At 55.4% G+C, this 25,874-nt stretch carries 18 protein-coding genes and 7 pseudogenes; 19 read left to right on the top strand and 6 right to left on the bottom strand.

Going from position 1 to position 25,874, the window contains the following annotated elements:
• The first annotated feature begins 8 nt into the window (after nt 1-8).
• From LUU92_RS19790 to LUU92_RS19735, 12 genes and pseudogenes are all read left to right on the top strand, one after another.
• Nucleotides 9-722 (top strand): hypothetical protein, encoded by a 714-nt coding sequence (locus LUU92_RS19790; RefSeq protein ID WP_236318885.1) that lies wholly within the window; start codon nt 9-11, stop codon nt 720-722.
• A gap of 131 nt (nt 723-853) precedes the next feature.
• Nucleotides 854-1,285 carry a hypothetical protein gene (locus LUU92_RS19785; protein WP_257102532.1) on the top strand — a complete coding sequence of 144 codons (432 nt, stop codon included), beginning with the start codon at nt 854-856 and terminating at the stop codon, nt 1,283-1,285.
• A gap of 168 nt (nt 1,286-1,453) precedes the next feature.
• Nucleotides 1,454-1,795, top strand: a complete 342-nt coding sequence (gene imm2, locus LUU92_RS19780) for an Imm2 family immunity protein (RefSeq protein ID WP_257102531.1) — start codon at nt 1,454-1,456, stop codon at nt 1,793-1,795.
• Between the two features lie 345 nt (nt 1,796-2,140).
• Nucleotides 2,141-2,499 (top strand): annotated as a pseudogene (gene tnpB / locus LUU92_RS19775) (IS66 family insertion sequence element accessory protein TnpB).
• Nucleotides 2,500-2,517: 18 nt separating this feature from the next.
• A pseudogene (gene tnpC, locus LUU92_RS19770) lies at nt 2,518-4,067 on the top strand (IS66 family transposase).
• Nucleotides 4,068-4,106: 39 nt separating this feature from the next.
• A pseudogene (locus LUU92_RS19765) lies at nt 4,107-5,777 on the top strand (DUF637 domain-containing protein); the annotation flags it as partial.
• 308 nt (nt 5,778-6,085) lie between these two features.
• The gene (locus tag LUU92_RS19760; RefSeq protein WP_071490205.1) at nt 6,086-6,760 is read left to right on the top strand and encodes a hypothetical protein; all 675 of its coding nucleotides are present in this window, start codon (nt 6,086-6,088) and stop codon (nt 6,758-6,760) included.
• 435 nt (nt 6,761-7,195) lie between these two features.
• Nucleotides 7,196-7,330 (top strand): hypothetical protein, encoded by a 135-nt coding sequence (locus LUU92_RS19755; RefSeq protein WP_257102530.1) that lies wholly within the window; start codon nt 7,196-7,198, stop codon nt 7,328-7,330.
• A 195-nt stretch (nt 7,331-7,525) separates the two neighbouring features.
• Nucleotides 7,526-7,837: a hypothetical protein gene (locus LUU92_RS19750; protein WP_130898116.1), complete on the top strand. Its 312-nt coding sequence runs from the start codon at nt 7,526-7,528 to the stop codon at nt 7,835-7,837.
• Nucleotides 7,838-8,059: 222 nt separating this feature from the next.
• Nucleotides 8,060-8,641, top strand: coding sequence for a tetratricopeptide repeat protein (locus LUU92_RS19745; protein WP_257102529.1), 582 nt, complete (start codon nt 8,060-8,062; stop codon nt 8,639-8,641).
• A gap of 191 nt (nt 8,642-8,832) precedes the next feature.
• On the top strand, nt 8,833-9,027 hold the full coding sequence (locus tag LUU92_RS19740) for a hypothetical protein (protein WP_257102528.1): 195 nt from the start codon (nt 8,833-8,835) through the stop codon (nt 9,025-9,027).
• The gene (locus tag LUU92_RS19735; protein ID WP_130898115.1) at nt 9,024-9,428 is read left to right on the top strand and encodes a hypothetical protein; all 405 of its coding nucleotides are present in this window, start codon (nt 9,024-9,026) and stop codon (nt 9,426-9,428) included. Before LUU92_RS19740 ends, LUU92_RS19735 begins: the two co-directional genes overlap by 4 nt.
• A gap of 693 nt (nt 9,429-10,121) precedes the next feature.
• Here LUU92_RS19735 and LUU92_RS19730 read toward each other — a convergent pair.
• The 5 genes and pseudogenes from LUU92_RS19730 to LUU92_RS19710 form a co-directional block, all read right to left on the bottom strand.
• Complete coding sequence (locus LUU92_RS19730; RefSeq protein ID WP_257102527.1) at nt 10,122-14,234, bottom strand: Tc toxin subunit A-related protein; 4,113 nt, start codon at nt 14,232-14,234, stop codon at nt 10,122-10,124.
• Between the two features lie 12 nt (nt 14,235-14,246).
• A complete protein-coding gene (locus tag LUU92_RS19725) occupies nt 14,247-17,453 on the bottom strand; it encodes a Tc toxin subunit A (RefSeq protein ID WP_257102526.1) in 3,207 nt (1,068 codons plus the stop codon).
• Nucleotides 17,454-17,572: 119 nt separating this feature from the next.
• Nucleotides 17,573-17,680, bottom strand: a pseudogene (locus LUU92_RS29270) (antibiotic biosynthesis monooxygenase family protein); the annotation flags it as partial.
• Nucleotides 17,674-17,889 (bottom strand): annotated as a pseudogene (locus LUU92_RS19715) (alcohol dehydrogenase catalytic domain-containing protein); the annotation flags it as partial. The pseudogenes LUU92_RS29270 and LUU92_RS19715, both read right to left, overlap by 7 nt.
• A gap of 62 nt (nt 17,890-17,951) precedes the next feature.
• A pseudogene (locus tag LUU92_RS19710) lies at nt 17,952-18,056 on the bottom strand (transcriptional regulator); the annotation flags it as partial.
• A gap of 3 nt (nt 18,057-18,059) precedes the next feature.
• Here LUU92_RS19710 and LUU92_RS19705 point away from each other — a divergent pair.
• The 4 genes and pseudogenes from LUU92_RS19705 to LUU92_RS19690 all read left to right on the top strand — a co-directional run.
• Nucleotides 18,060-18,398: pseudogene (locus LUU92_RS19705) on the top strand (aspartate/glutamate racemase family protein); the annotation flags it as partial.
• A gap of 115 nt (nt 18,399-18,513) precedes the next feature.
• The gene (locus LUU92_RS19700; RefSeq protein WP_071490189.1) at nt 18,514-18,972 is read left to right on the top strand and encodes an Hsp20 family protein; all 459 of its coding nucleotides are present in this window, start codon (nt 18,514-18,516) and stop codon (nt 18,970-18,972) included.
• A 686-nt stretch (nt 18,973-19,658) separates the two neighbouring features.
• The gene (locus LUU92_RS19695; protein WP_071490188.1) at nt 19,659-20,714 is read left to right on the top strand and encodes an NAD(P)-dependent oxidoreductase; all 1,056 of its coding nucleotides are present in this window, start codon (nt 19,659-19,661) and stop codon (nt 20,712-20,714) included.
• A gap of 339 nt (nt 20,715-21,053) precedes the next feature.
• Nucleotides 21,054-21,977 carry a LysR family transcriptional regulator gene (locus LUU92_RS19690; protein WP_100490118.1) on the top strand — a complete coding sequence of 308 codons (924 nt, stop codon included), beginning with the start codon at nt 21,054-21,056 and terminating at the stop codon, nt 21,975-21,977.
• On the opposite strand, the gene LUU92_RS19685 is transcribed toward LUU92_RS19690, so the two are convergent.
• Entirely contained in the window at nt 21,880-22,584 is a 705-nt protein-coding gene (locus tag LUU92_RS19685) for a TetR/AcrR family transcriptional regulator (protein WP_092250632.1), read from the bottom strand. The two genes, LUU92_RS19690 and LUU92_RS19685, sit on opposite strands and share 98 nt — an antisense overlap.
• Nucleotides 22,585-22,707: 123 nt before the next feature.
• Here LUU92_RS19685 and LUU92_RS19680 point away from each other — a divergent pair, with 123 nt between their 5' ends.
• The 3 genes from LUU92_RS19680 (at nt 22,708) to LUU92_RS19670 (ending at nt 25,872) form a co-directional block, all read left to right on the top strand.
• Complete coding sequence (locus LUU92_RS19680; protein WP_257102525.1) at nt 22,708-23,919, top strand: MFS transporter; 1,212 nt, start codon at nt 22,708-22,710, stop codon at nt 23,917-23,919.
• 61 nt (nt 23,920-23,980) lie between these two features.
• A complete protein-coding gene (locus tag LUU92_RS19675; RefSeq protein WP_257102524.1) occupies nt 23,981-24,415 on the top strand; it encodes a hypothetical protein in 435 nt (144 codons plus the stop codon).
• Nucleotides 24,412-25,872 (top strand): ATPase domain-containing protein, encoded by a 1,461-nt coding sequence (locus tag LUU92_RS19670; RefSeq protein ID WP_257102523.1) that lies wholly within the window; start codon nt 24,412-24,414, stop codon nt 25,870-25,872. Before LUU92_RS19675 ends, LUU92_RS19670 begins: the two co-directional genes overlap by 4 nt.
• The last annotated feature ends 2 nt before the right edge of the window (nt 25,873-25,874 follow it).

The following is a 25,874-nucleotide window of genomic DNA, read 5'->3' as shown; positions in this document are numbered from 1 at the left end:
AGAATTCCATGAGTGCAGCAGATATAGAGTTATGGTTTTATGCGCGCCCTGATAAAGCTCAATCTATAAATCAGCGACATGCTGAAGTCATGGATAGAATGTCTCGGATTGGTGCTCCTTTAGGATTTGCAGGTCTTGAGCTTCCGGCTACCCCGAGTTGCGGCGACGGATTGGTTGCAACCTATACGATTAAACTTCCCATCAGAGGGCTCCGGTGTGTGGGGGACTATGCGTATCGTGGTGATCGATACATATATGAAGATAGAGCCTCCTTTGACGAGCACTTGCGGTTTGGATTTAAAATATCAAATAAGGCTATTGATTATACGCTTGTTGTGAATGAGTATTTGCCAAAAGTGATTGAGGCGTTCAAGGGGTATAGGGCTCATGTATCCTATGACCTGTATGGTCTGTATTATCAAGGAGGGCTGAGCGATGATAACGCGGTTTATAATCGGTTGCGTGAGGACAAAACTTTAGATGTTGATGGGCGCAATAATATCTATACGCTATATCCTGCCCAGTTCTGGGATGCAGAACTTTGTCAGAGTGCTCTAGGCTATGGGCCTGATGAAGTAATTGCACGATTGATAGGAAAGTGTCGTAAGGCGGTACGGCTGATGGGGGGGGTCTATTTAATTCTCAACGATGACCCGAGCATGTCCTATGAGACTTTTGTACAAATGAATGAACAGATCAAGCCGATATTGGGTCTGGTGTAGTGGGCATATCTTGAAGGAAAGGGAAGAGGGAAGGGGGGCGGATTTAAATTCTCTGAATAAATAAGTCTGGCCCATTTTCTCCCTTTTCTCCAGAAAGGTGGCCTGAATTATAATATGAAGCGATAGTTATTATGCTGGTAAATGAAACGTTAAATGATTTTAGGTTTCGTTCGTTTTTTATGAGTGGAGATTTAGTATGTGAGTTTTTGGTGTTGTTTTTTAACCTGTCTTCCACCGGATGGGTATCGTTGACAATTAGTGAGGGTGTTTCAAGTTTTGTGTCGTTAAGGTTGGAGCCGGAATTGCTCGGGCTGCCTGAGGTAAATGATGATTTTTCGTACCCTGTTAAAACTTTTAGTAGTTTGAAAAGTTTTTTTGGGTTGAGCGTTGTGGCGGTTTATGAATATAGGAAGGTTGGTGTTGACGGCGGCTGTGTCGGAGTGTATTTAGAGTTTGATGGTTGCGGACTTAGTGTGCTTGAATCTGATGATTGTCTGTCAGTTGTAGAAAGTAATATTGATTTTTCTAATGGCTGCATTTCGCTGTGTGAGATAAGTATTTAGGAGGTCTCGAAGTCAGGCCATATCTTTCCAAACAAAAAATTACAAAAAAGAGAGCGGATTTAAATTTTCTTAATATATGAATTTGACCCTTTTTCTCGCTGTGAATGTTGTCGAGGATCAGGGCGTCATGTTGCGTTCGCCTAGGAATACTCCGCGATGGAAGAAAGAGTGACTTACGCTGAAATTAGGGCTTGGTTTTTGGGCAGTTATTACAGCTACTGCAGAGTAAAGCTTAGGCATCGAAGCGCTTGGGTCGAAGGTGAAAGCGAGGTAGGCTTTGCCTATAGCGAACTCGAAAACTCCTTCGATCTGCCCGTTGAGAAATTGATGCTTGAAATTTTAGCCCTTGTTCTTTCAGCGGGTCGATCTTCCGAGAGTGTCAAGAAATATCATATGGATTCTGCCTTAAAGCTGATCGAGAAGATTGGCCTTTCCTCTGTGTTGAAAGAGTTGCCGCCGGAAGAGGCCGCAGATTTTATAGATGATCTTCGAGTATTAGGGGTTTGTTAAACTCTGTATAAAGGTGGTTTTAAGATCGTAAGAAACCGCAGGCTCGGCAAATGTGTATCGTATCAGTCATAATGGGATTGAGTAAAATATCGCTGTCGGAGTCAGCACTAATGGCCTTGTAGTGCGCGCGAATTAGGTAAGTACATGGAGGATTTTAGAATGATCAACTTAAGACTGGCGAATGAATATCTGGCAGGGCCGATATTTTGCCCTGATTCAGATCAAATGGGGCACGTTGACATCGGAGACTTACCTGTTTCGTAACCGATCCATCACCCACACATTCAAAGCCGCCCATTGAAGCCCGATGCTGCGCTCCCGATCTCTTTCTGGAGCCGGCACCTCATGATGCGTCCCGACGCCAAAGTCGAAAAAGTTTACCTTTACCCCAAGTCCGTGAACTTACGAAAATCCATCGACGGCCTAGCCGCCCTGGTCGAGCTGGATATCAAGGTGGCCGTCTTCGACCCGGTACTTTTCGTTTTTCTGAATCGCTCCCGCAACCGGGTGAAATCCTCTATTGGGAGCGCAACGGCTTCTGTCTTTGGCTCAAGCGCCTGGAATCCGAGCGTTTCAAAACCTCGCCCGACGTCACCGACGAAGCCATCGTATTGAGCGTCCAAGAACTGAACTGGTTGCTCGACGGTTTTGACCTTTGGCGCAATCGCCCTCATCAGGTTTTGACCCCACGCTACGTAGCCTGACCCGGTATAATCCGGGCCATGATTTCCCTGCCCGACGACCTTCCTGATGATCCTGTTTTGCTCAAGCAACTGCTGCTTGAGGCACTCAGTCGCCAGGAAGAAGTGGCCCAGGCTTATCAAACCCACATCGTCGACCTGAAAGAGCAGATCAAGTTGCTGCGCGACCGCTTGTTCGGGCGCAAGTCCGAACAGACTGTCGAGCCCAACACGCCGCAACTGGCGCTGTTCAACGAGCCCGAAAGCGAGCCGATGCCGCTCGTTGATGACCCTGACGAAGAAGCCGTTGCGCCGACGCCGCGCCGCGCCGTGGCAAGCGCAAGCCGTTGTCGGCCGATCTGCCGCGTATCGAAATCATCCACGAACTGCCCGAACACGAACTGACCTGTGCCTGCGGTTGCCGCAAACACGCCATCGGCGAAGAAACCAGCGAACAACTGGACATCGTGCCGATGCAGATCCGTGTCATCAGGCACATCCGCAAGGTCTACGGTTGCCGGGGGTGTGAAACTGCACCGGTCACGGCTGACAAGCCTGCTCAGTTGATCGAAAAGAGTATGGCCAGTCCCAGCGTGCTGGCGATGCTGCTGACTACCAAGTACGTCGATGGCTTGCCGTTGCACCGGTTTGAAACCGTGCTCAGCCGACATGGCGTCGAGATTGCGCGCCAGACGCTGGCGCGCTGGGTGATCCAGTGCAGCGAACACTTCCAGCCACTGCTGAATTTGATGCGCGACCGCTTGCTGGAAAGCCCGGTGATCCACTGCGATGAAACCCGCGTCCAGGTGTTGAAGGAGCCGGATCGTGACCCGACCAGTCAATCTTGGATGTGGGTGCAGGCCAGTGGCCCACCGGACAAGAAAGTCGTGCTGTTCGACTACACCTCCAGCCGAGCGCAGGATGTACCGTTGCGTTTGCTGGACAGCTATCGCGGCTATGTGATGACCGATGATTACGCCGGCTATAACGCCTTGGTGTTGCAGCCGGGCGTGGAGCGACTGGCATGCATGGCGCATGCACGCCGCAAGTTCGTGGATGCGCAAAAAGTGCAGCCTAAGGGTAAAACCGGGAGGGCTGATATCGCGCTGACGATGATTAACAAACTGTACAGCATCGAACGCGAATCCAAAGACGCCAGCGATGAGCAACGGTTTATCGCTCGTCAGGAAAGAAGCTCGCCGATCCTGGCCCAACTGAAAAGCTGGCTGGCTAAGACCCAATCCCAAGTGACGCCGCAAAGCGCATTAGGCAAGGCTGTGCACTATCTGGCAAATAACTGGAACCGACTGGAGCGCTATGTCGAAGCGGGTTATTTACCCATCGACAACAACGCCGCTGAAAGAGCGATCAAGCCGTTTGTGATCGGACGCAAAGCTTGGTTGTTCAGTGATACCGTCAACGGCGCCGCCGCCAGCGCAAAGATTTACAGCTTGGTCGAGACCGCCAAGGTCAACGGCCAGGAGCCCTATACGTGGCTGCGCCACGTACTGGAGCGGTTGCCATATGCCTCGACGGTCGAAGACTACGAAGCCTTGCTGCCGTGGAACTGCTCACCGGAGATGCCACGGTAAACCGTTGACTCACCTTGGGATAGGTGGGGTTTATGGATCGCTTACAATGCAACCGTCAGCGTTATCAATAATCGGGGCAATCTGGGGGCAGTGTTCAAGGACGTCACCTCATCGGATGCGATGAAGGGCTACGTGATATCGGGCGTGACGGCAGGCCTGACGAAAGGGCTTTTCGATGGTTGGACAGGCACGCAGACCAATCCAAACACAGGGGCCGTTATCACTTCGCCAGCCGCCCTCAACACCTGGACCGGCGTTGGCCAGTTTGCGGCGAACCAAGCCTTGCAGAACGGTACGTCGACTTTGCTGAGCAAAGCGCTCGGACAAGGTGGTGACTTTGGTGATGCACTCAAAGGCGCATTGTTCAATACATTGGCTGCAGCAAGTTTTAATGCCATTGGCGACTACACCCATGGGGTACTGACGGAAGGCTACCCTCCTAAAATTGTGGTTCATGCAATGGTGGGTGGCTTGCTCTCGAAGGCCACAGGTGGGGACTTCAGAACGGGGGCTTTGGCAGCCGGGATCAACGAAGCTCTAGTCGTTCATCTGGACTCTTTGGTTAAAGGCGATAAGACCTTGTTGTCCATGAGCTCACAGATTGTGGGAGTGCTGGCAGCGGCTTCGCAGAAGGATGCTGATGCGAAGTCGATCGAGAAGGGTGGCTGGGTAGCTAAAAATGCTACGGAGTATAACTACCTGGGCGATCATCAAAAGGCTCAGAGAGAGAAAGAGCTGGCAGAAAGCAGTGACTCGTTGGATCGGCTCAGGATCAATACGAAGTGGGAATTGATCGATGCTGGGCAGGACGCCAGCTTTGCGGGTGGGGCAGTGGTTGGGGTGCCGGAAGGGCTACTTGATACGGTCAAGGGCATCTTGGAAGCTGCCAGCAGCCCGATGGAGACGTTTCGGGCATTGAAATCCGTGGTTCAAAGCGGGGATGTGCTGGGTAACGTCTCGGACGCCATGAAGCAGTCCTATATCCAACGCATTGACAATCTAGAAGCGGAGTATGAGAGAGCCGGGGCGAGTGGATCGTTTAACGCAGGGCGTGAAACCGGGAAGCTGATAAGCGAAGTGGCGGCGCTTGCGACGGGAGTGGGAGGAGCCCTAAAAGGAGGGGCATTGCTCGTCGAAAAGGTCGCTGCTAAGGTTGTTAAGGTGGAGTTGAAGGGTGCAAAAGGACCAGTGCAGGTTATCCCTGATGCAATCAGCCCACCGAAGCTCAGCCCGGTTGAAGACCTGTTTGGGCAGACATTTGAAAGTATCCCGCTGTCGCACCTTCCCAATTGGAAGACCGGTTCGCTTGTAAATGATGGGGTGTTGGGCGAGCAACTGGCCCTTCAAACCCTCAATGGAAAAACCGGCCTCAATTTCAAGCCATTGCAGAACGGTAGCAACCACGGCTGTGATGGCTGCGCGGTGGCGATCAATGGCGATACGATTACCGTGGTAGTGATGGATGCGAAGTCTTCGGTGAATGGCGTGAGTAAGGCCGGTACGCCGCATGGGGACCCGAGGACGCGGTTGGAGGGGTGGCTGGGTAATAAATCAATTGCCGACTCTGATCCTGCCTTGCGTGATGCTTTGCAAGCGGCGTTGGATTCAGGAAAAGCCAAGGTTCAAGGTGTAACAGTCAAAGTCGGTGTTCCCGCCCCCGGTAAAACAGGTGTAGCAGAATTTAAGGTGGAACCATGGACCAAGAAGTAATTCAGTGCGAGCGCTCGGGCGTAAACCCAAAATGGCCCTCCTACAAAAGTGTGCTGGTGCGCATAGCCAAGGGACCACACGTCTCAGATGAATACGAGTTGAACGGCATCCGTGAATATGTTGAGCGCGGTGATGCATTTGCGAAGCCATCAATGCCTGTACCGAATAGTGACAACGTTACGCGTAGTAGCTCTGAATGGATGGCCGTTACACGAGCCCACAAGGTATTGGCAACCGCACCAGATAATCCGCAATGGCTTCTGGAATTGGCCCATTGGCTGCGCTATTACCAAGTAGGCATTTGGCAGTTGTTCTTCTGGGCGGGCCAGTTCGACATTATTGCCAAAGCGGCAGGCAATGATCGACGGCGCCAGAACTACAGCATCCAAACCGCCACTAATATGATGGCCGCTATGGCGATGTTAGGCTGGAAGGATGCCGTCATCCATCAGGGCTATCTCACCCATGCGGCTCTCAACCGTGGGCATCAATTAGTGATTGAGTACGAGGAGCAACACCGCCGCGCCCAAGCCTTTATGCTGCGTGTGTTTGCCGATTGGGTGGGCGATGTCTCGCATCAATGGCCTGCTTATGCTTACGACGAACCCATCTACGAAGCCTTGTTGGCCAAGTGGCGCACTCCCTGCCCCGACGACCTGATGCCCTGTCTGTTGGCCGCGTGTGACCGCCACACTTGGCAAACCGGCAAAGAGAGCCAGAAGAATTCCTACGACTTCAATCAGGATTGGCACTTGGAGCGCGTGCCCGTGGAAATTCTCTATATCTTGCGCCTGCGCCAGTGGGAAGGTTTAGCCAATCCGCAGAAGATTGATCATCCGCTGCTGACCGCGCCCTTTGACCAATTGCCGCCCGAGCAGCCAGTGCCTGAGTTGGACAAGTTGATGCAAGGTGTGCTCAAGCGCGCAAGGGAAGACTGGCCGCAGTACGATGAAGTGCTGTCTTTGCCAGCATTGAAGGGTTGAACAGGTGCAAAAGCCACAGCGGGTTCTGTAGACAAGCAAGCGATGCCTAGTTTTTCCAATCAATTCCCAGATCATCCAACCGTTGTTATAACGCTAATCTCAGATACAAAATTGACCCAAAGCGCAGAAAGATATAGCTAAGTCGTTCTTCAGGATGGTCAGTTAGTGAACGGGCGAAGGTTTAATGATGTAGGTGGTGGTCACATTGACCTAGCGAATGGCAAACCCGTTGTTGCTGCGGGATAAGTAAAATTGTGAGCGGAAAAGTTAAATGTATTGATAATGCATAAGCATACTATGACCCCTCTGGTCGGGCTGCTCAAGCCGCAGCAGAAGAAGCTTTTTCTAAAAAAGGGTTTGAAATGGGAGAGGAATATATAGAAAAGTCTGGGTGCCAGATTCTGGCAATTCCAGAAAAGGTGTTTGGGGGCCGAAATGAATGACGTCATTAAAGAGTTTGATGAGCTTTGTGATATAGCTATAGCCGCTTTTGGTGAAGAGCTAGACATTACCTATGAGGGGGGCTTGATAAATATTTTGGAGTTTGTAAAAAAAACATCCTGGCTGTAAAGAATGTTTCATAAATAGATTTAAATTGATTTTAGTGTCTCGGGGGGGCTCCATTTGAAGTTGTGGAATTTTGTATGCGTGAGCTTCAGTGGCCCGAAATTAAAGAATTTGTCATTTCAAACATGAATCCTTCTGAGGACCCTCGTAGTGAGGCCCTACAAAGTACATTAACCGCATACGACGAACGTTGGCCTGATGCGGATCTTTACAGTTACTATGGTGGGGATTAATGGGTCCAAAGCAACTGGTGGCGCTGCCAGAAAGTTAGATGATCTAGCTACTAGTGGCTTAAGTTCAGCGTCAAACCTGCTAAGTGGAACAGGTCTTGGTGGTTTCAAGGTCGACTCAAGTGCAGGCGACATCACTGCTATAAATTCACAGTTTGGCAGTTTGGTTTCATTCAGAGAAATTGATACGGCTATTGCAGATGCTGCCAATTATGATGGTTTTTATAAAGAAAGCGGGTTCAATGATCAGGGGTATTACTGGCGGGCATCTTTTTGGTAATGGAAATAAATGGACTGCTGTTGAAGTGGTTGAGCAGCTGAATGTAAAAACGGTGTGGATGGCCCGCCAAAGCAAATTATTTGGAATGTTGTGGATAAGGGGTAAATGGGGTCTGACCCCAATTAGTCCGTGGATAAGGGGTAAATGGGGTCTGACCCCAATTAGTCCCAGTAAATGGCGGCTGACCCTGAGCAGTCCCGTTAGAGTAGTTGGAGAGTAGCTGTGAACGAGTCTGATTTTAATGATGTTAAGAGACAACTGATTCGGTACCTCTCAACCGGGCTTGTCGAAAATGCAATTGAATATTTCAAGGCCTGCTCGCATTCACTGTCTGATTCTGCATGTGCTGAATGTTTAGGTGATATATGTTTCTATCAGCGTGACTTTGGCCAGGCTATTAAGCATTATGAAGTCGCTACCCAGTTGGCCCCTGATCAAGTCATAGCTCGATATCTTTTCCTTGCAGGCGTATCGAATGAGCGTGCGTCAAATGTTGTCGACGCATTCAAGTATTATCAGGCCGCCATTGAAGCCGAACCTTCATTTGTCGATACGTATCTTGAACTAGGTGCGATGTTGGTTAAGGTGGGAGATCTTGAAGGCGCCTTGCAGTGTTATGAGGATGCTATGGAAATAAAGCCTACAGACTTGGCTATTCATGAAAGTCTGGTGTCGATTTTGGGGGAGCTTCACAAGCGCACTCCGGAAAAATATGCTGATAAGTATTTAGGGGTCAACGCGGAAACTGAAAAAGTTAAGCATTCCGGAACGTCGACACCCTCGAACCGTCACGCTGCGTGGTAAGTAAAATTGATAAAGGGGATCCTAAACGGGGCGGATTTATTGAGTTTGAGGTAGGTGACGAAACGAATCGAGTGATGATGCTATATCTAATTCGGGCCGACAATCGCCTTGCGCTGAATGGCGGGTTGATGGGGTAAATGGTGTCTGACCCTGAGGGATCCCGACCAAGCCAAGTTCCATCAGATTACGTAATGATTGACGGGAAGAAAGTTATCGCAAACACTAGGAGTTCAACTGCTTTGATAGAGGCAGGCGTTCCTAAAAATCAATGGTATGGAACCAATAAGACAGGAATAAAGGCATATGATAACTTGACCTTTGATGATTTGGTAAGGCAACAGCTTAATAACAACTACGGCGGCTCTGTAGATAAGGCTAGAAAATGATTGAAAAAATTAAATTGTCAAATCCTAGGCAACTGCTTGATCTCGATCAGTTGTTGCCTGGTGGCGGTGAAAATAGATTTGAGATTTTTTATTCGGGAACAACTCTTGAATTGGATGTTTATTATGATGATGAGAATTCAAGTGCTGGAGAGATTAAAAAGAGTATTCGTTTCTTAAAGGTTTCATATTTTTTAAAGCAGCCATTTCCCGGTTATAGTTTTTTTAGTTGTAAGGATGATGGTGATATTTCAATGCTTGGATCTCTTGTTGAATATGGATATTCAGATATTATAGCCATGCAGCAGGGCAAAGAGCTTTCAAGTGGTGACAAGCATTACAGGCTATTTCTGCATTCTGTAGGTGTTGCGTTATATGTAGTTGCAAAATCAGTAGAGGTTTGAGTTTGTGAGGTGGTAAGTTGTTGAAGGTAGGGTGTGTTCACGTGATTTAAGCATGTATAAAAGGCCTGATTTCTTGGTGTTAGTGGTTAGGCTTTGTAAGTGTTAAGGGCTGTTTCTTGTTTGTTTTTGGGGTCTTGTACCGTTGTATGGGAGAGGAAAAGTTGTCGTTGGGGAATTCTGTCTATCTATTATCTTCGATAATAAAGTTACGCGGTACGTGATTGGTTGACCAAGTGTTGTTTTCGGCCCGAAAGAATTTGAAACTGCTTGGATCAATTCGTAGTCTAGAACTTGTCCCTCTTTAGCTGCCCCTCAATTAGTAAAGCAATTTTCGCCCAACCTTCTGTATCTAGCTTAATGCCGAAGGTTACTCGGTAACTGACAGAGGGCGCCTCCTTTTCCTACAGGTCATTGAAAAGTCCTGCTTTGACAAGCCCCTCCAACCCGACTAACTTTCCTAGCGTGACGCACTCATGCGACCCACGCTATGCAGCTAACCTATTTTCTGCGCCACATTTCGTCGTGGCCCCAGTGCGCCTAACAGCTAGCAAGTGACTGTTAATCATTGGCTCCCTGGTTCGAGTCCAGGTCGTGGAGCCAGATAGCGACATAAAGAGAAGCCTGCAGAGATGCAGGCTTTTTTTGCCTTGGTTTCTCCCTGGCGATCAACGCGTCCAGTCTGGCAAGCCGGTACTAGGGCTGTGAAACTGTGGCGGTGCCAGGCACGGCTGCTTGGCGAATCGTGTAGCGAATATGCAGGATGACGTCCGTCAGGCTTATCAGTAGCTCGCGTTGACGCGTCGTGGCGTTCGGAAATGACAGCACAAAGACGCCCTCATTGATCGGTATACCTTCGAACGGGAAATACTTGCCGTCATTGAAATCAAGTTGGAACTGGCCATTGTCATCAAACCCGCGGGACAACGCTACCGCCTTGCAGCCGTCAGCGAGTGGATGGGTGGAGGCATACTGAAGTACCGCCTGAACGTCTTGGTAAGGGCCGAGCACCGCCGGTAACGACACGCTCAGCGTCTTGATCTGGCGCAACGTGCCCAAGTTCAGTGCGCTGGGGTAATCATCGTTTATCTGCATGGTATTCAAGTTGAATTGGATCGCCAGCAGGTCGTTCGCCAGGCTTACCTCGATGACCTCGGGTTTGCTGGGCGGGGTAACGTCGTTGAGCAGGTCGCGCACCACCTGACTCAAGGTCTGCTTCGACAATTGCTGCAGGGAAACAGTGCGTTGTACCTCTAACGTGCGGCGGTCCCAGTCCAGGTATCTGTTTTCCATGTGCTGAAGGTTCTGCAGCAGGCCTTCACCTGCCAAAAGGCCCTGTTTGGCGTCGCTCCAATTGCCTGAGCGCAGATACGCCGTAATATCGCCTGTTTCCCATTGATAACTGCGCTGTGCGCGGGCGCAGAGACCGACGGTCAAATCATAGAGTTGGTAATACAGCGCCGCGAGGCGGCCGGCCTGCCAGTTGAACAGCGTCTGGCTGGTGAAGCGGGTGCTCAGCGTATCCAGGACCGCTTGGTTATAGGCCTGTTCCCGTTCTGTTTGCGCCGACTGTTTGCGCGCCATGGTGATCTGTTCCGTTGCTGAAAGGATCTGCTCGTCCAGTTGGGCAATGTCATGCGCGCTCTGGTCAAGCATGGCCTTCCACTCTTCGCGCCGGCGTGCATATTGCTCGGAAGCCTCGAGTTTGTTGGCTTTGCCGTTGTTGGATTGCGCATCCAGCTCCAGCACCTGTGCCGCCGCTTGGGCCAAGCCGCCAAACTCCTTGTAGCCGATGCCGAAGGCCATGCCAGCTGTGAAATGGGTTGGGATCTGGTTTAAGAAGCCCGCGGTGGTGGCCAGTGCGCCGGCGCTGAGTTGTTTGTCACTGGCGCTGGTGCGCAAATCCAAGGCGCGTTGTTCGTTGTCGGTGATATGCCGGTCATACAAATCCTTGTAATGCAGTTCACGCTGCTTAACGCCGGCCAGGTTCGCCTGCAACGAGGCCAGGTTATGCTCCAGTGACGCGATATTCGCCAGATGCACTTCGTTGGCCATGCCCAACAAGGCGCCCTGTTGAGTCTGTTGCAACACCCCCAACGCATCGGCGTCGCGCCGCTCCAGGATGCCCTGCAAGTTGCTGCCAAACTGGATCACCTGTTGCACGGCCGTGCGGGCGCGCTCGAGCAACAGCAGGAAGCGTTGGCTCCCAAGGCCTAGGCCGGCCATTGAGGGCGCCGGGTCGCTGCCATCGCCGGCTTGCCGGGCCTGCTGCAGGGCGGTGGGGGAGACGGGTTCTTCGAACAGCCGCATAATCAATGGCTGGCCGTTAATGGAGAGGTTGTTGCGCAGGTTGAACAGACGCTGCTCCACCCGCCGCCAGTACTCCAGCACAGCGCCATTGAAGGGCTTCTTGAACGGGCCGTTGGTCACTTGGATCTGCCCAACCAGGCCGGGTGCCAGCGCCGTGGGGTAGGCATCGAATAACTTTTCCAGCAGTTTCAGTGACACGCTGTTTTCGACACTCGCCTGACCCAACGTCGGATCAGCCCAGTTCAGCAGCAGCGGCATGGCCGGCCGCCGACCCAGCAGTTGCAGGGCTTGGACGTACCACATCTTTGCTTCGGTCAAACTGTCACGGTTTTGCTGGCGGTACAGATGGTCGCCCCGCGCGAGCAGCAGTTCCAGCCAACGCAGGTACACGGCCAGCTTATAGTGCATGGGGTCGTCGAGGGCGATCAGGTCTGGGTCATCGGTGTTTTCCAGCGAGGAAGGGTTCCAGGTGGTGTCCTGTTGCAATGTCCGGACGTTCCAGAAGCGCGGTGTGCTGCCGATCATGTCAAGGCTGCCGTCTGCCTTGCGATAGCCGGCGGGGTTGAAGATGCGCTTGAACCAGCGCTCGGCTTCGTCGAAACGCTGCTCGGCCAGCAGCCGATTGGCGATCAGGAAAGGCACGTGGAAAAACAGCTCCCAAGTATATTGGCCTATGCCGCCTTCGAAGCGTATGGGTGTATTAATGATGGTACCGCCCCAATCTGTTCCACTCGGGTCGACAGGGATGGCTTGGGTGTCCCACGAGAGCAGCACGTCGGTGCCTTCCTGCATCCGTTGTTCCAGTAGCGGCCCTGCAAGGGTCGTCATCACATGCTCGGCACCGGCGCTGCCTGCGTAGTATTGTAGGTAAAAGACTTGACTGTGTCCCAAGCGCTTGGGAGAAGTCACCATCCACCAGTTGACGTCCGGCGTGAAGTTTGTGATTTTTGCGGGTTGATCAAAAGTCGCTCGCACGAGAGGGACATCGTAAACAATAAGTTCACGGTATCCGCCGGAGGTTGTTATCAAAAATAACCTAATCGTTATGCCGTGATTCGACGCTATGACTTGCTGGCTATAACATGTTTGCAAACGCACTCTTTTATTTGCATTCGTGCGGAGCTCTTTATACGAATATAGAGGTTCAATGCCGCCGCCTTTTGTCAATGTAATAAAATACGCGTTGCCGTCTTGAGTCTTGGGGGTAGATGTAAAATACAATTCTCCTTCCCATATGGTGAAGTCAGTAACAGTGGTGGTGTAGTCCTCGGCTCTCGCTGATGCCGCTACCGTCACGGTATGAGTCGGGGGGGCCAAGCGAGGCTGGTATTTAAGTGGTTGAAAAACGGGATAGTTGGTAATCGTTGGGTAGAGTCCAATGTCGTAGTTGAAAGTGAAACTCCACGACTTACCGGGCGAGTCGATATGTTGTAGAAGTTTGCTGAAGCGACATAAGTAGCGCACTTTGACGTTTGCTTCTTGTTGAACGAAAAACACACCCAATGGCCGATCTGCTGGGCTCCCTTCCTCTCTTAGTTCTGCTGCAAACAAGCGTGTGGGGTTTACGAGATCCGTAGAAGGAATTAAATTTTCCAATGGATAGCTACGCTGCGCCCATTGACCATTTGCCTGCAACGAAGCGAGGTGCAGCTCCCACGAGACAACTTCCCGTGCCACCAAATCGTTTTCCGAGCTACCGGCTTTATCAATCTGTAATTTACGAATCTTTTTGTGTAACCACAGCACATGGACCCGGTGATTGAAATACACAATCGCTGGATCACCTTCTGCTTTGATAGGCACTTGGATCTTGGACCACTCACTCCAGGCCCCAGGATTACGCAATCGACCGTGGACTCCGCCCCTGCTGCCATCGACATAGCGCCAGTAGCAGGCGCCATCATGATCAAGGGAGCGACCTAGAAAATAGACAGGTGTATTGGCTACCTCCGGCTCGACCTGGTAGGCGCTGAACGATCTGATATCCAGCACAGCCCGCAACTCCCCCACATAATTGCGCATCGCCTGCTCAACCCGCTCTTCGGTCACCCGCCCCTGGTTGATGGTCAGCTCCAGGTTTTTGAACAGCGTGGTCTTGCGGTAACGCAGTGCCGGGTCCAGATAACTGGCCGGGTAGTGCAGCAAGCGTTGCAACCCAGCCCAGGTGGCGTAGCGCTTGTTGTACGCGTCCCACTGGGCCAGGTAGCGGTCGGGGCGCGAAGCCTCTGCCATGGCGGGTAGGCTGATGCCGGGTTCCAGCCACTGGCGACAGCGATGGATATACAGCTGAACGCTGGCAATCGCCTCGGCAATCCGGCTGGTCGTGACCTGGCCGCTCACCTGCGGGTCCAGCAGCAGGTACTCGTAAAGGTCGTCGGCCGTTTTGATGCTTGCGGCGAGAGTACCCAGCCCACGTTCAGGAATGACGTACGTCAGATAGTAGCTCAGCAGCGCATCGCGCTTGGCTTGGTTGAGCGAGATTTCCAATGCGCTATTCATGATGCCTCCGGTTCAGGCGTGGGCAGCGGCGAGGATATTGGAGGCGAATTGTTCAAGCGTATTCTGGTCGGGTATCGTTCCGGCCAACAGATCCAGGAGGCTCAGATCCGTCGGGGCCTGGCCAAGCTTCTGCCCCAGTTGCATGCGCGCGACGAGCGGGTACAGCTCACGAAAGCTCCTGGGCACGACGGCAAGTAATTTCATGCAGCCGAGTACCTGAATTTTGTCCCAGCCATGTAACAGCGCAAGCTCCTCCGCTATGTCTGCGGGCGCCGTCAACTCGCCGGCCGCAGCGCGCTGCAAATACCGCCGCCCTTCGGCCACCGGCAGTACCAGCAATTTCTGCCAGTGCCGGTAGCGTGACAGCAGCAACAGCAATGGCAGGTCGGGAAGCGGCGGCAATAATTCGCCGGTCAGCAGCGAACGGGAAGGGTGCGGCATGATGAGTGCCAGGTCCTGCTCGCTGAGTTGCGCCCAATGGCACAGCAGGGCGAACTGGGCAAGCAGGTTTGCGTATTGCACCAACTGTGGGAGGTCCGATTCCAGGGTCGATAACCCCCTCACCGGGCTACTGTAATAGGCTTGGATCTGCTCCCAGAAGGTCAGCACCGAGTAGCCGGTAAATGCCGGGTTCAAGCGAGCGGCAACGGCATCGATCCATTCGATCAGACGCAGGGACGTGCCCGGTTTCAAACCAAACTGTGCACCGACGTGCCGACACAGCAGTTCGAACAGCGCCTGATCGCTGCGAGTATCACCGGGTTGCCCACTGAGCGTGCTGTAGATGTTCTGGAAAAAGCTTTGCAGCTCCGGTGTCGCGACCTGGCGATAGTCGCGGGAGGTCATCACAATCAGACGGGCGGCATCCAGGCCTTCGCGCTGCATCCAGTCCGCCAGGTAACCCGTGCGCTCCAACGCCGCGAGCGCTGCCGCCACCGGCCGCTCTTGCCGGCTGAGACTCTGAGCGATCACGCCCCGTGCATCCAGCAGATCCCACAACTGCAATGCTTCGTCCGGAGCCAGCCCAAACAGGCGTGGGATCGCCACCAACCGATAGAGTGCGTCTACATGCTTTATATCCAGGGCGGGCAGGACATAGCCGTTGGCGGCCCCATCATCGATGACCCCAGGCAGAAAGCGGGCCAGTAGGATGAGCACATCGGCACTGATGCCCAACCCTTGGCACAATATGGCGCGTGCCGCCTGTGAAGGTGCATCGTCGCGCGGTGGCGACAGGAACAGGCGCGTATTGAGAAAATCGTCGTTTCCAAACAACTCCCGGAAAAACGACTGCTCGCCCGTGCGGTGGTAGGTGTTGATCGAGCCGATACACGCAACGAAGGCATTGACGGAAAAACCGTAGCGTTCACGCAGCGGCAGGTAGACGGCCAAGGCTTGGAGTGGCCGGGTCAACGGGTAATCGTAGAGGTTGACCGCCGCCGCCACGATCAACCAATCAAGCTCTTCGAAGGTCATCCCGACGCGCCGCTGAAGCCGGATCACGCGATTGAGCCGTTCCAGACTTTGACCGTGACGGTTGTACAGCCTGCTGGTCGCCGGGTTGTTGGCAGGCGGCGTCGCGGGGTGCCCTGCCCGTGTTCCTACGTACGCATACAGAGGGGGGTAGGGGTTGACGTCACTATCCCAGCCGTGAATGTAGCGGGCGCCGTACTTCTGCGGGGCAATCAACGGCCACTCCAGGGAGATTGGGCCGTTTGATACATATTGCCGAGGCCTGGGTCGGTAGGGGGGGGAATACCCAAGAACAAAGGTTAGAACAAAATCAGATCGGCTCAGCACTCCTGAGTCGATATCCAAGGTTATTCTCACTTCTCGCGTCACTCCTGCCGGCGTGCCGTTACTCCAATGGATCATGGGGTCGTCACTCGTGACCGATTCGTTTCCCCAGCGCATTTCAATATAGAGTGACGCATCTTCCATATATGCAGAGGTGACGGTATACCGGGCAGTTACCTGAGCCACCCAAGTAATCTGATCAGCCTCCCTATCTATTCTTATGTCGTAGATCGTGACTAAAGAATAGCCACCATCATCAGACGAGTGATCGATCCTTAGTTCTACCGGTTTACGGTATTCGAGTGTGCGATCGCCCACATCTCTCTGAATGGCACCCACACCCAGTGCCTGCATCAACGTCTCCTGGTCCAGCTGAGTACGTTCCAGCAAGGACCGATCCTTCTGAATCGCTGTAATAGTGGCCTCCGACCCCACATGCGTCATGTCCGCAATTCGGCTCAAACCGTAGTATCGCCCGACTGTGGCCTGGGTGTTCTGCATGCCCTGCGTCAGTATCCCGAACTCCTCAGGCGATAACGCCAGCCGATCGCGCACGCAGCCCGGGGTCAGTACTTCGGTGTTCCATGCATCAAAGGGGATAGATGAGAACGCGCGCGCTTCGTTATCGCCCAGCGTGGCCCATATTTCGGCTTGCGAACTCTTCAAGGCAGCCAAGCCCTGGCGGATCTGCTCGCTGGCATGGTTGTAAGGCAAGTTCGTCGGATAAACCTTGGTGCGCAGCTGTTCTTCGGCATCCCCCACCACGCCTTGCTCCAATACCTCCAGGATCAGGGTCAAGAGGGATATTTCTTTGTTCAGGTTGTTGTCACTCAACGGCAGGCGACTCAGGTCGGGACGCCGCTTATCCAACTGCAAACCATGGGTGGCGGGATGCAGCCCTTTGGCGACCTGGTACAGCGTCGTCAGGTATTTGCCAGGGGAAAACAGCGAGCCCATCGAATCGGGATTGGCATAGAGCAGGTTCTGGCCGAACCAATCTTGATAATTGCCGCGGGAGCCGAGGGCGCGATCCAGCCACTCGGCATCATAGGCAATGCCCAGCTTGGCGATGGCCTGGGCGATCGGCTCGCCGCGTGCGGTCAACCGGCGATGCAACCGGGTCAAGGCTGCGGCGTGGGCTTCGGCCTGTTCAAAAAACTGTTGCGCCGCAGCCCGCTCGCGCTTCGCAGTTTTCTTGCCCAGATAGCTGGATATCGTCTCGGCACGGCCCTTACGGACGACGTCGAACACTGACTCGTAGCCCCGCTCGGCCAGTTGCTGGCGAAACGCTTTGATCTGCGCCACATCACTGTCGGGGGGCGGGGTGACTGCCGGTGGCGGCTTGTCTGCTGTCTTGACTGTCTTGCGGGTGCGTACGGGCGCCTTGGCCGCAGTAGCGCTGGGTGCGCTTTTCTTCGCCATACGTTTCTCCTAACGTACAACATTGCGCACACTGCGGTGGACCGTGCATTGAGTGATGAATATGTAGTAATAGACGATTTTTTTAAGAGAGCAAGACGAGTCCGTTTCTGGTTCTTCACTTAGCAGTGAGTCTCACCTCCACCGGTAAAAACCGCCCCCTCAATGTGATAAACCTGTGGCTCATCCGCAAAGTATTGCTCCAGTCCCAGCATGAATACGCGATGGCTTCGACCACACCGGAAACGTCATGACTGGTGATGGCGGGGAGGGACACCAGGCCAGCGTAGTCGCCGCGTCGTACCTGGTAATCCAGCGGGTTGAGGGAAGTTGCGTGGACCCGCACCAGCACCTGACCCTTTTGCGGCACAGGCTTGGGTACCTCGCAGGGTTCGAATGAATCCGGGTCGCCAAATGATTCAAGCATCATCGCTTTCATTGCATTACTTCGTTTCAGTATCAGTGGGGTATCGGGATTTCTCGATATCCTGGGATAAAAAACTAAAGCTCCTTGCCTATGATCTTGGTAAGGGCGCTGATGGTTGCTTCGTTTCGCTTGTAATACGTCCACCGCCCGATGCGCCGTGTCTCGATCAACCCCGCCCGATGAGCCAGGTCTACCACCAGGCCGCGCGGCGCTGCGGCTTGCAACTCATCACTCCCGGCTTTGATTTCCAGGCGCTGGTGATGGAGGCGATCTACGGCGAACGGGGGATCAAGGCGGGGTTTACCGCTGGCGTGTGCCGTGAGCAGTTGCTGCTGGCGGCGGAGCATTTGTGTGAACAAGGGGCGAAGGTGTTGATTCTCGGGTGTACCGAGTTGCCGTTGGTGCTGGCGCATTGCGAGGCGTTCGAGATCGGCGCCCACCGGGTCGCCCTGGTTGACCCCACGACGGTCCTGGCGCGCCGTTGTGTCAGCCTTTCGTCGGGAGCTCATCGTGTCGGATAAAAAAATTTTGTGAGCGCCGCTTGAAAATTTCCAGCCTGAACCTACTTAGGTTTTACGCGATGCCGAATGCGGGTCGCGTATCAAATCACTTGGAGAAACCTCAGGAGATTTTGCAATGGCTACTACTCTTTCGTTGGCCCCACTGTTCCGTCACTCTGTCGGCTTTGACCGTTTCAACGACCTTTTCGAATCGGCGCTTCGCAGCGAGGCCGGCACCACCTACCCACCTCACAACGTCGAAAAGCACGGTGACGATCATTATCGGATCGTGATTGCGGCCGCAGGCCTGGTGGAGGATGACCTGGAAATCCAGGTGGAAAAAGGCGTGTTGACCGTCGCCGGCGGCAAGCGCGAACACGATGAGGGCATCACCTACCTGCACCAGGGCATCGCCCAGCGCGCGTTCCGCTTGTCGTTCCGCCTGGTCGACCACATCGAAGTGCAGGGCGCGCAGCTTTCCAACGGCCTGCTGAGCATCGACCTGCTCAGGGTGGTACCGGAGGAAGCCAAGCCAAAACGCATTGCGATTGGTGGCGCTGCCAAGGCGGATGTGAAATCCATCAGCGAGCAGTGAGTTGAAATGAATAAAGGCGCTCTTTGGAGCGCCTTTATTTTGCCCAATGATTAACAGTCATTTTCTATCTTATTTGCGCTCGTCGTTTGAGCCCGAGTCCACCCCTGCGCGGCCGGGCACGATGCCAAGGGCTCGGGATCGTCCGCTGCATATGGGGTCAGGCCTTTATGAAGAATTATTTAAGAATGACCTGGCACATCCTGTCGGCGTGAGTGCTTTCTGGGCGTACCGCGTTTTTGACTCCCTTCATTAACCCCTAATAATCAATTGCTTGAAAAAGAATAGTCAGTGTCGGATCGGGAAACCGTTCATAAGCTGGCTATCTTTTTATGCGCGTTTTATTCCAAAAAGGTCTTTTGTCGAAAAAGCGGCGACATGATTGATTCACGTTGAAGTGTAATAACTTGTTTCAGATTTTTTGCCGCTTTTGGGTACCGATCTGAGGGCTTTCTGTCGGATAACAGGGGGACATCCGTTCGTTGCGATGCGGTGGTTTCGGCCTGTGACATTGATGATTTTGCTTCCACCCACGCGGTGGAGTGCAAACAAGGGATCTGTATTAATTATCGAGGCTTGAACCGATGAACCTACAAGGGCCAGGACTACACACTTGGTAAAGCACCCGCCGACAGCCGGGGCGACCTGGCTGTCGGCGCGGTTGTGCGCCTTTCAAGAGGATCACAAGCATGGCATTCACCACCCTGATACTCGATGCACCCGGCCCGCCGTTGTTATTCGAGGAAGTCGACCGATTCCTCGCGTTGGGCCTGGTCGTCACCCTGAATCTCTACTATTTCACTGATAAGGATGGTATCCGCGAGCACTATGGCGAGCGCATTCACTACACCGAGATCAACGGTCACGACCGGCAGGCTTTCATGGGGGCCGTGATGTTGGCCGGAGGGTACAGCGTGTTCAAGACGCGCCTGAATATTCCCATTGAGGGCGAACTGATTCGCAACGCTGCGTCACCGGCTCTGCCAACGCCGCTGCGCGCTATTGCTCAAGCCGGTACGGGTGTCAACCATATCGACCGGCAAGCGGCCCAGCAGTGTGGCGTGACCCTGCTGAACACTCCAGGCGCCAACGCGATTGCGGTTGCTGAATATGTCCTGGCCCAGGCGTTGTATTTATCCCGGGACCTGGACCACTACAACGCTGAAACGCACAAGGGATGCTGGTCCAAGGGCACCTTGGCGCCAGGCCTGGAGTTCGGCGAACTCACGCTAGGGGTGGTCGGCACGGGCAGCATCGCTCAAGAGGTCGCACGCAAGGCGGGAGCGCTCGGTCTCAAGGTCATCGCCACCGGTTCGGAACGCTTTACCGACCAGGTCGCGCGCAGCCTTGGCCTTGAGCGCCGGCAAACCCTCGAAGCATTGCTGAGGGAGGCCGACGTGGTCTCGATCCACGTACCGTTGACCCCGCTGACCCGCGGCCTGTTTGGGCTGACCCAGTTCAGGCAGATGCGCCAAGGTTCGATACTGATCAACACCGCGCGCGGCGGCATCGTCGATGAAGCGCAGTTGGCGAGTTTCATGACGGCGTTTCCCAGGCATATAAAAGCAGTCGCCATCGATACCTTCGCCCTGGAAAAAGACTGCTTCCACTCGCCACTGGCAGGCGTCGGCAATGCCCAGCTCACACCGCATATTGCAGGCACCACAACGACGGCAATCCGCAAGGCTTCGCGGCAGATTGTCGACAAGATCCACGCGCTCAGCCTGGCGGCGAACGCAGGTTAACCCCTCGACACAAGGAAGCCTTCCTCATGCAACGCTCTATTCATCAACGCCTGGACGCCCTCAGTTGTACCGACCTCAAGCCGCTGGACCGGTCCTTCAGCCTTACGGGCAAAGCCTGGACCCTGCGCTACGGACCTGTTGGCCTGGAGGGGGGCTCGGTGGGCGACGGCCATCGACGCCGGTGTCCCATTGCGGCAAGCGCGCGCAGACTACGGGTACCACGCCTTGCAAACCCCGCGCGGCTGACAACCCTGATCGAGCCAACGGCGTAAGCAAGCAGTGGCACACTGGGCGAGGACGTGTTGCAATCCCCCGCAGCCGTAACCGGGTGGACCCAGTGTGAAACGCCATTTCGAAGACCTGCAGCTCGGCAGCATCGAGCTGTTTTGCCTCGCCGCCGAAGCCAACAGCTTCACCGCCGCCGCGCAGGTTGCCGGTGTCACGCCGGCGGCCGTGAGCCGCAGCATTTCACGCCTGGAAGAGCGCCTGGGCTCGCGGCTGTTTGTGCGCACCACGCGCAGCATCCGCCTCACTGACAGTGGCCGCACCTTCTTCGAACAATGCCGCCAGGCCCTGACCCAACTGGTGGAAGCGCAACAGGAGGTGATGGGCGCGCAAGCAGTGCCGTCCGGCCTGTTGCGCATCAGTATTCCCACCACCTACGCCCATCACCGTCTGCTGCCGCTACTGCCCAGGTTTCGTGCGCTGTACCCGCAGGTGACGGTGGATATCCACATCAGCAATCGCAATATCGACTTCGTCGCCGAAGGCTACGACCTGGCGGTCCGTGTGCGCGCCCAGCCCGACTCATCGCTGATTGCGCGCCTGCTGGAAGACGCCGAGTTGGTGGTGGTCGCGGCACCGTCCTATCTTGAACGCGCCGGCATCCCACAGACGCTGGAAGATCTGCCCGCCCATGAATGCATCCAGTACGAATTGCCCAGCAATGGCCGGCGTATCTCCTGGCTGTTTCAGGTGGATGGCAAGGCGCAAGAGTATGCGGGGCAGGCGGGGTACAGCTGCTCCGATGATGTGCTGGGCGGGGTGACCCTGGCCAGGCACGGCGCGGGGTTGTTTCAGACCTACAAGTTTATTGTCGAGCAGGAACTGGCTGACGGCAGCCTGGTAGAAGTCCTGCAGCCGTTCGGTGGGCGTTCACGGCCGTTTACCTTGTTGTATCCCCATGGTCGCTATGTGCCGCATCGGGTGCGGGCGTTTGTGGATTTCCTGATGCAATGCCGGGACGAATCGGCGGCGCCGTAGACGCGGCAATATCCCAGGTCAGCAGCAGTTGGCTGATCGCCGCGTCGATGCTGGCGTGGGGTACGTTGTCGCGCGCAAGGATCGAAATGCCCTGCAGGAAACTGTCAAATACCGTCGCCATCACCGCCGGGTCAATCGTGCCTGGCAATTGCCCTGCACGTATCGCACGCTGCACACAGGCCACAATCCCCGCCCGTGTGCGCAGCCGCGATTGCGTCAATCCATTCGCCACCCGCGCATTCTCGGGGCTCGGCGCACTCATCACGCCCAGCGCCACCATGCAACCCTTGGGATGCCCGTCTTCACACTGCATGCGTGCCGACTGGCGCAGCGCCGTTTCAACCGCCTGACGCGGCGACAGGCTTTCGTCCCACAGGCATTCGGTGACCTGTGCATAGGTCGTCAGGTAGCGCTGTACACATTCGTCGAACAGCGCCTCTTTGGAACCGAACGCCGCATAAAAACTCGGCGCGGAGATACCGCCACCCAGGCCAGCCTTGAGTTGGGCGAGTGAGGTGGCGTCGTAGCCGTGCTGCCAGAACAGGTGCAAGGCCTGGTCTACGGCGTGATCGCGGTCGAAGGTGCGGGGGCGGCCCATTTGTGCCATGGCGGATCTCCGGTGGGGGAAGCGAGATAAATACTAGTCGATACATATGTCGTTGACAACGCGCTATGTCCGGTCGCAACATTTGTATCGATCAGTATTTAAATCTCGCTCAAGGAGTTACCCGTGACACCTTCACTCACTTTATCGGAGTCATCCGACCGCCTGCCCATCGGCGCCTTGCTAGCCCTGGCCATGACCGGCTTTATCTGCATCGTCACCGAAACCCTGCCCGCCGGCCTGTTGCCGTTGATCAGTGACGGCCTGGCGATTTCCCCGTCGATGGCCGGGCAGATGGTCACCGCGTATGCCTTGGGCTCGGTGCTGGCGGTGATCCCCATGACCATCGCGACCCGTGGCTGGCGCCGGCGCAATGTGCTGTTGCTGACCATCGTCGGTTTCCTGCTGTTCAACTCCATCACCGCGCTGTCGTCCCACTACGGTGTGACCCTGGTGGCGCGTTTTTTTGCCGGTGTGGCAGCGGGGTTGGCCTGGAGCCTGCTGGCCGGTTACGCCCGGCGCATGGTCGCGCCGCACCAGCAGGGCAGGGCGCTGGCGTTGGCGATGGTCGGCACGCCGATTGCGCTGTCGTTGGGTGTACCGCTCGGCACTTGGCTGGGTGGGTTGGTGGGATGGCGCACCACGTTTGGCCTGATGTCGGCGGTGAGTCTGGTGTTGATTGCGTGGGTGTTGGTCAAAGTCCCGGACTACGCTCCCCAGCCCGCCCATCAACGTATGTCGCTGGGCCAGGTGCTGAGCACGCCGGGCGTACGGCCGGTGCTGGCGGTGGTGATCAGTTGGATGCTGGCGCACAACATTCTGTACACCTACATTGCACCCTTCGTGGCGCCGGCGGGGTTGGCCAAGCGGGTCGACCTGGTGCTGTTGGTGTTCGGGGTTGCCGCGCTGGCAGGGATCTGGCTCACGGCCAGGCTCGTTGAGTCGTTGTTGCGCAAGACCGTGCTCGTCAGCCTGGCGGTGTTCGCGGTCGTCTCGCTTGGGCTGGGTCTTTTTGGCAACCTGCCGGAAGTGGTCTACCTCGGCGTGGCCGTGTGGGGCCTGAGTTTCGGCGGCGCCGCGACCCTGCTGCAGACCGCCCTGGCCGATGCGGCGGGCGATGGCGCCGACGTGGCGCTGTCGCTGAATGTGGTGGCCTGGAACAGCGCTATCGCCGGCAGCGGTGTCGTCGGTGGGGTGTTGCTCGAGACCTGGGGCGTGGCCTCGTTTCCGTGGGCGATGTTGCTGTTGATCGGTGTGTCGCTGGCGATTGCCTGGAGCGCCCGTGCCCATGGTTTCAAACCCGGGCGGCGCATGGGGGCGCAGATAATGGCTCATTAAACCCTCGGACGAATGCCAGAGGGTGTACGCTGGGTATCAATTCATCGGATATCAGCCCTTCATGTCCACGCTAAGCGAAGAGAGCCGCCAGATCGTAGCTTCTCTGGCGCACCGTGTTGGTCCCTCCGTGGATATCGCAGGCATCGCCGAGGCGATCACGTCGATATTGCAGGACATGGACGCAGCACTCACGCCCATCATCGGGCAGCAAGGCTGTGTCGCCTTGCTGCGCCGCAGCCTGCACCTCAGTGCCTCGGCCCATGCGCGATTGGCCGGCATGCACGATCGTGTGCAAGCCACGCCTGACAGATCCGGGCTCAAAGCCGTACTGCTTGAGCAGACTGAGGCCGATGCGCTGTTTTTCGGTGAGGTGCTGCTGACCACTTTTTACACTTTGCTCACCACGCTGATCGGGCCTTCGCTGACCGCGCGTTTACTACGCGACGTGTGGGAACCTTCTTTGAGCGACACCCCTTCGCAGGAAAATTCGCCATGAGCACCAAAGTAACGATCAACCGCCTGGCTACCGGTGTGCCAGGGCTGGACGAGGTGCTGGGCGGAGGTTTGCCGGAGTTTTCGTTCAACCTTATCGCCGGTCCGCCTGGCTGTGGCAAGACCACCCTGGCGCATCAGATGATGTTTGCCCTGGCGACACCCGAGCGTCCGGCGCTGTTTTTCACCGTGCTGGGCGAGCCGCCGCTGAAGATGCTCCGTTATCAGCAGCAGTTCGACTTCTTCGACAGCGACGCGATCAACCAGTCGATCCGCTATATCAACCTGGCCGACGACACCCTGGCCGGCGACCTGGACGAAGTGCTGCGCCGGATTGTCAGCGAAGTGGAGGCGCATGCGCCGTCGTTGGTGTTTGTCGACTCCTTCCGTTCGGTGGTGCTGGCCAGCCAGACCCAGCACAACCCCAATAACAACCTGCCGCAGTTCGTACAACAATTGGGTATGTTGATGACCACGTGGCAAGCGACCACCTTCCTGATCGGCGAGTACTTCACCGAGACCGACACCAACCCGATCTTCACCGTGGCCGATGGATTGATCTGGTTGCGCCAGAGCGTCGAGCGCAATTCGATGGTGCGCAAGATGGAAATCATGAAGATGCGCGGCCAACCGACCTTGCCGGGGCTGCACACCTTTCGTATCGCCAGTTCAGGCATCAGGGTGTTCGCACCGGCCCCGCTCAACCCGGACGAGACGCCGAGATCGCTGCCCATGCAGCGCCTGAAAATGGGCGTGCCACGCCTTGATGAGATGCTCGGTGGCGGCCTGCCCCGTGGCTATTCGTTGCTGGTGGCGGGGCCTTCGGGGTCGGGTAAGAGCATCCTGGCAGCGACCTTCCTGGCCGAGGGCGCGCGCAATGGCGAAGCCGGTGTGATCGCGGTGTTCGAGCAACGGCCCAACCACTCGCAAAACGCAACGCTGGCCGACTTGATCCGCAGCGGCCAGGTCAGCCTGGTAGACAGCCGGGCGCCGGACCTGTCGATCGACGAAATTGTCCAACTGCTGCTCAGCGAAATCAGCCGCTTGAACGCCACGCGGGTGGTCATCGATTCGCTGTCGGGCTTTGAGCTGGCCCTGGCGCCGACCTTCCGCGCAGACTTCCGTGAGTCGTTGTCACGTATGGTCACCGCGTTGACCCGCGCCGGGGTCAGCGTGTTGATGACCTCAGAGCTGGAAGACCGCTACACCGACCTGCGCTTCAGCCCCTACGGCACCGCGTTCCTGACGGACGCGATCATCGTGCAGCGCTACATCGAAGTCCGCAGCCGCCTGCTGCGCATCCTGGCCGTGGTCAAAGTGCGCGCCAGTGCCCACTGCGACGAGCTGCGCCAATACCACATCAATGACGATGGCCTGCAGATCGGCGAGATGCTCGCTGACCAGGAGGGGCTGCTGGGTGGGCGTCCGACGACCCAGCGCACAGGAGACCACAATGATTGAAC

It is taken from the genome of Pseudomonas extremorientalis, from assembly GCF_024584605.1.
Taxonomy (GTDB): Bacteria; Pseudomonadota; Gammaproteobacteria; order Pseudomonadales; family Pseudomonadaceae; genus Aquipseudomonas; species Aquipseudomonas extremorientalis.
This window is presented reverse-complemented; position numbering and strand designations above follow the sequence as displayed.